We start from the raw sequence: 4,273 nt of genomic DNA, 5'->3' as shown, positions 1-4,273 counted from the left end.
CCTTAGCGTATATCTGTGCCCGTTTTATGTAATGACCCCTGTATTGCTGCTCGCACGGCGTGCGTGCTCGTGGCGCTGCCATGACGTATCTGTCCCATAATGCTTCCTTCCACTCGCGTGAAAATACCACACCATCAAATCCCGGGACTAAACATCTAGCGTATAGGGTTGCGTTTATATCGGTTGCGGCAGAATCCGACAAATGCGGCACTGGGGTTTTGCAATTCTGGTTGTCCGCTATCATTCCACCATGACACCCATTCGTCATAGAGTGCGTAGACATCATATCCTGGAGCAACCCCTCTAGCGTCGTGGAAACCCTCGGGATCGATAAATGGTTTCTGGAGCTTCGGCTCTATTATCTTGACGGTGTCCATCGTTTCCCGATTGCGGAAAGTAACCATGTTGCTGTTTATTTCGACAGCATAATCAGGCAAGTGGTTATTGATTGCCAAGTCACGGAGCATTGAGCGAAACACGCGAATATGGCTACTAGCCCCTGTTTTTTTCTGTAAAATTTCTATAGAAACGCTCCATTTTTCCTGAGCGCCGCAATGCTTGCGGGCAAGTTCGTATATTCTCCGTTCAAGTGGTTTGCGTAAACGGAAATAATCGCGATGTAATGTCAGTACACTACGGCCCTCGATCATTTTGAATAGCCACTCGGATAGCGTTACCTTAATTTCAGACATTTGTCCGGAATTGGTCTTACGGACAATTCGCCATTCATTGATAAGACCAAAACCTTCGGTGATTTCTTCTCCATCAGCTTTGATGTTGGTGGTGATCCGTGTGCCTGCTAAGCGCTCAAATGCGCTTCGAAGCCGCTTATAGCCATCACCATCGGTTTGACGGTTGGTCCACACCAACAAATCGCGTGCGGTAAGGTGGATAGTTCGATTTGGCTGCTCACCTTGATTCATTTTCGCGATAAGCTGCGAAATGCAATAGATAAGGATATCCTTGTCATGGATCGTCGCGAGCCCTTTGACGCTCGGAACGATCTCAACTGTATTGCCATTGTGCTCGTATCGGAAAATGCGTCGATCAGGTTTAGTGGCAAGCGAGAAAATTGGATGCTCCATCGAGGCCATATCATCTTTGGGGATGGCATCAAGGACATCACAAATAAAAAGATCTGGTGTCGGATATCGTTCCGGAAGTAGAACTGACCGTCCATCAACATTCGGGGTTTCACTGACGGTTAGTGCCAGTTCGGGGTTTCGTTGACGGGCTGATTTGATACGGGGTTTCATTGACGGGTAGTTTAGATTCGGGGTTTCGTTGACGCAAGGGGTAGATTCGGGGTTTCGTTGACGCTGATTCGGGGTTCTGGAGTCACTAGATTCGGGGTTTCGTTGACGCTAATGGTCCCCAAAAGTAAAATTTACTTTTTATTTTCAGAAGGTTACGTCCCTGTGGAAAACCCGTAACACTACTATTAACACATAAATTAACACTCTAAAGCTGTGGATAATTTGTCATTTCCTGAAAATTTCAGCCAAATGAACCCAAGCACCGCCTCTTGGGGGCTTAGCCCCCGCCGGCTCGCGGCCTACGGCCGCCTCAATCGCACTTCGCGCGATCTCCCACCCGGCATCCCCCTGCTCGCCCTTTTAGGGCTGCGCTTAAGCGGACACGCCAACGGCGTGATCTGCTTTGTAACGATGCGTTTCCCGCATCGTCCCTACTTTGAAATCCCCTTACTCAAGCGTCGACGCCTCTGGCGCCCTACGGGGCTCCCGCTCCGCGCTCGCCCGACGCCTGCAACAGCAGAAGAACCAGGTAGAACCGCAATTTGCTCAAGACGCATCGGAGTTCCGGCGATCATTCACGGCTCACGTGTCGCAGCATGCCCTTCAGACGCCACAGGATGTCCTTACAGGCGTTATCGTTACGCCAACTACGGTGGATAGGCCGTAACGGGAATTACGCTTTGTACAGCCTCTCAGGATGCTCTGCTCGGCTTGTCAAGAGTGATGACGAAACGATACACGGTTGCCCGGAAAGATCACAGCCGATGAAATGATCACCCAGATCCGGCAGGCAGGTTCCTGAGCATCCGCACCAACGGTGCAATGGTGTATGAGAGCCTATATCAGGCCGGGGCCAACGCAGTCCCGAATGTGGTGTCAGTCAGGTGCCAGAATGGAGCCGAGACAGTGTCAAGAGGGGCTTATCGCATCCTAACCATATGGTGCCCGCATTTCATGTGATAATATCAGGGCGAGATCTGCTTGAATTATAGGTTCAATGAACCTATAATTCAGCATGAGGCCACGGTGGACAGTCAAAGACCTGTCGTTCGAAATGGATGATGACCAGAGTAGTGATCCAATCGCAACCTTGGTTATTCAGGCTCATGGTGTCGTTCTGATGGTCATGGCTGAATTCAGTGTCGATCGATCCCAAGGATTCATGAAGCTGGCCAAGACTCACATCCACGGTGCAACAGCCAATGGGGTCGGGTTCGCCAATCTGAAAACGATCGCACAGGCCGTTCTGGAAGGAATGGATCTCGATGAAATCATCATTGAAGGCGGAATTCGCACGACTGGGGCCTGTCCGGGCCATATCCCGCGTCCGTTCCGGTTCACGCGCCAGATTCGCCCTGACCCTGACGCGTGAGGGATGGCCGGCTCTCAATTCCATTGCCGCCACGATGGCGTTGTCCAGGCGTGGCCTGACGATGCTGGCCGCCAAGAAGACAGTGGAAGACCTCATCAGGCAATCCTCGGAACAGGCAGAAGGGCATGCAATCGTTCTGCTGCCCATGACTGACACGATCGAGGCGGTTATCTTCGACCTTGCAAAAGCCGGGATCAGGGCGATCCATGTCGATCACAAGGCCGATGTGGATGTGGCCCTGATCCGTCGGCGTCTGAAGCTCAGTCGCCGACAGTTCGCGCTCTGGTATGGTCTGGAAGAGGAAACCATCAAGGGGTGGGAAAGCGGGGAACGTACGCCAGATACCGCTGCAAAAAGTTATCTGCGGGCCATTTCCAATCGGCCGGAAGCCGTGCGTGAAGCTTACGCCCATACGAAGTAGATTCCGACAGGTCCGGTCTGTCCCGAATGCTCATGCCTGTTTTGGTCTACGTCCGCGTTTTTTCTCGGGTATGTGCGTGACGGGCATCCGATCTTCAGCGGGTTTGGCAACGTCCGGTGCGGTCCTGACGGCCTGCCCCAGTCCAATTTTCTGCGCCAGAGCGGAGTGCTGTGTCGAGTAGGATGGAGCGACCATCGGATAGTTCGCCGGTAATCCCCATTTCTCCCGATACTGCTGGGGTGTCATGCCATAGGCGGACTGAAGGTGGCGCTTGAGCATCTTCAGCTTTTTCCCGTCTTCCAGGGGTCACCGCACGATCTGTTAGAAATTGCACGCTAAGCTTGATCAGCGAGGTGAGCTGCGACGATACGCGAGACGGTTGGCTGGCTGACACCATAAAGTCGGGCCATGTCGGCTCCCGATTTGCGGCCGGAGATGACGCTCTCGGCGATTTCTCGGCGCTTGACGGCGTCGAGCTTTTTGCGCCTGCCACCGATCCGGCCCTCAGCCCTGGCAGCGGCAAGGCCTGCCGAGGTGCGTTCGCGGATCATCGCCCGCTCGAATTCAGCGAAAGCCCCAACCATCTGCATCATCATCCGACCGGCAGGAGTAGTCGTATCGATGTTCTCCGTGATGGATCGGAAGCCTGCGCCGGCGTTGCCGATCCGCTCCATGATGTGCAGCATGTCTTTCAGGGATCGGGAGAGACGATCGAGCTTCCAGACGACAAGGGTATCGCCCTCGCGTAGCTGGTCGAGCAGGCGCTGGAGTTCCGGCCGGTCCCATCGGCCACCAGAGGCGGTTTCCTCAAACAGCCGCCTGCAACCAGCGACCTTGAGAGCCTTGATCTGCATAGTGTTGTTTTGATCGTCACCCTTCGAGACGCGGGCGTAGCCGAGGAGCAGGCCAGTCGAAGCCGACTCAATAGATTTCACAAATGACCGTTTTTGAAAGGATTGGGTGGGCACGACAATTCCTTGCGACTTTTCTTTCAATATCCTCTTTCAGAATTGCTTTTAAAGGCAAGTAGTTTATGAACTCCCGCATCCACGAGATCGGACTTCGTCATGGCTACTCGTAACCTGCTGTCCTCAGAGCAGAGAACCCGCTTGTTCTCGATCCCGGCAGATCTTCCGGAGATGGCACGTCATTACACCCTCAGCCTGAACGATCTCGACTTCATTAAGGGGTCACGACACGAAAGTGTATTTTACGTACGCTTAG

General features: G+C 53.3%; 5 protein-coding genes and 1 pseudogene. 3 read left to right on the top strand and 3 right to left on the bottom strand.

Translation table 11 applies throughout. The features are described from left to right. Window positions 1–155: 155 nt before the first annotated feature. Window positions 156–1,256, bottom strand: a complete 1,101-nt coding sequence (locus AD944_RS01135; RefSeq protein ID WP_045543225.1) for a replication initiator protein A — start codon at window positions 1,254–1,256, stop codon at window positions 156–158. 1,015 nt (window positions 1,257–2,271) lie between these two features. On the opposite strand from AD944_RS01135, the gene AD944_RS16965 reads away from it, so the two are divergent. Both AD944_RS16965 and AD944_RS01130 read left to right on the top strand, forming a co-directional pair. Next, window positions 2,272–2,628: a hypothetical protein gene (locus tag AD944_RS16965; RefSeq protein ID WP_169794934.1), complete on the top strand. Its 357-nt coding sequence runs from the start codon at window positions 2,272–2,274 to the stop codon at window positions 2,626–2,628. Then, the gene (locus tag AD944_RS01130) at window positions 2,522–3,049 is read left to right on the top strand and encodes a helix-turn-helix domain-containing protein (RefSeq protein WP_236709291.1); all 528 of its coding nucleotides are present in this window, start codon (window positions 2,522–2,524) and stop codon (window positions 3,047–3,049) included. The genes AD944_RS16965 and AD944_RS01130 overlap by 107 nt, the downstream gene beginning before the upstream one ends. 30 nt (window positions 3,050–3,079) lie before the next feature. Here the strand turns inward: AD944_RS01130 and AD944_RS01125 are convergent. Together AD944_RS01125 and AD944_RS01120 are read right to left on the bottom strand one after the other, a co-directional pair. Beyond that, a pseudogene (locus AD944_RS01125) lies at window positions 3,080–3,352 on the bottom strand (MucR family transcriptional regulator); the annotation flags it as partial. Between the two features lie 32 nt (window positions 3,353–3,384). Then, a complete protein-coding gene (locus tag AD944_RS01120; protein WP_248845800.1) occupies window positions 3,385–4,017 on the bottom strand; it encodes a recombinase family protein in 633 nt (210 codons plus the stop codon). A gap of 99 nt (window positions 4,018–4,116) precedes the next feature. On the opposite strand from AD944_RS01120, the gene AD944_RS17675 reads away from it, so the two are divergent. Further along, window positions 4,117–4,273: DUF4158 domain-containing protein (locus tag AD944_RS17675; RefSeq protein ID WP_156477230.1), on the top strand; the 157-nt coding region annotated here is incomplete at its 3' end.

The organism is Acetobacter tropicalis, from assembly GCF_001580915.1.
In the GTDB taxonomy this organism is placed as follows: Bacteria; Pseudomonadota; Alphaproteobacteria; order Acetobacterales; family Acetobacteraceae; genus Acetobacter; species Acetobacter tropicalis.
Note: the sequence above shows the minus strand (reverse complement) of the source record. Positions and strands in the feature narration are given on the sequence as shown.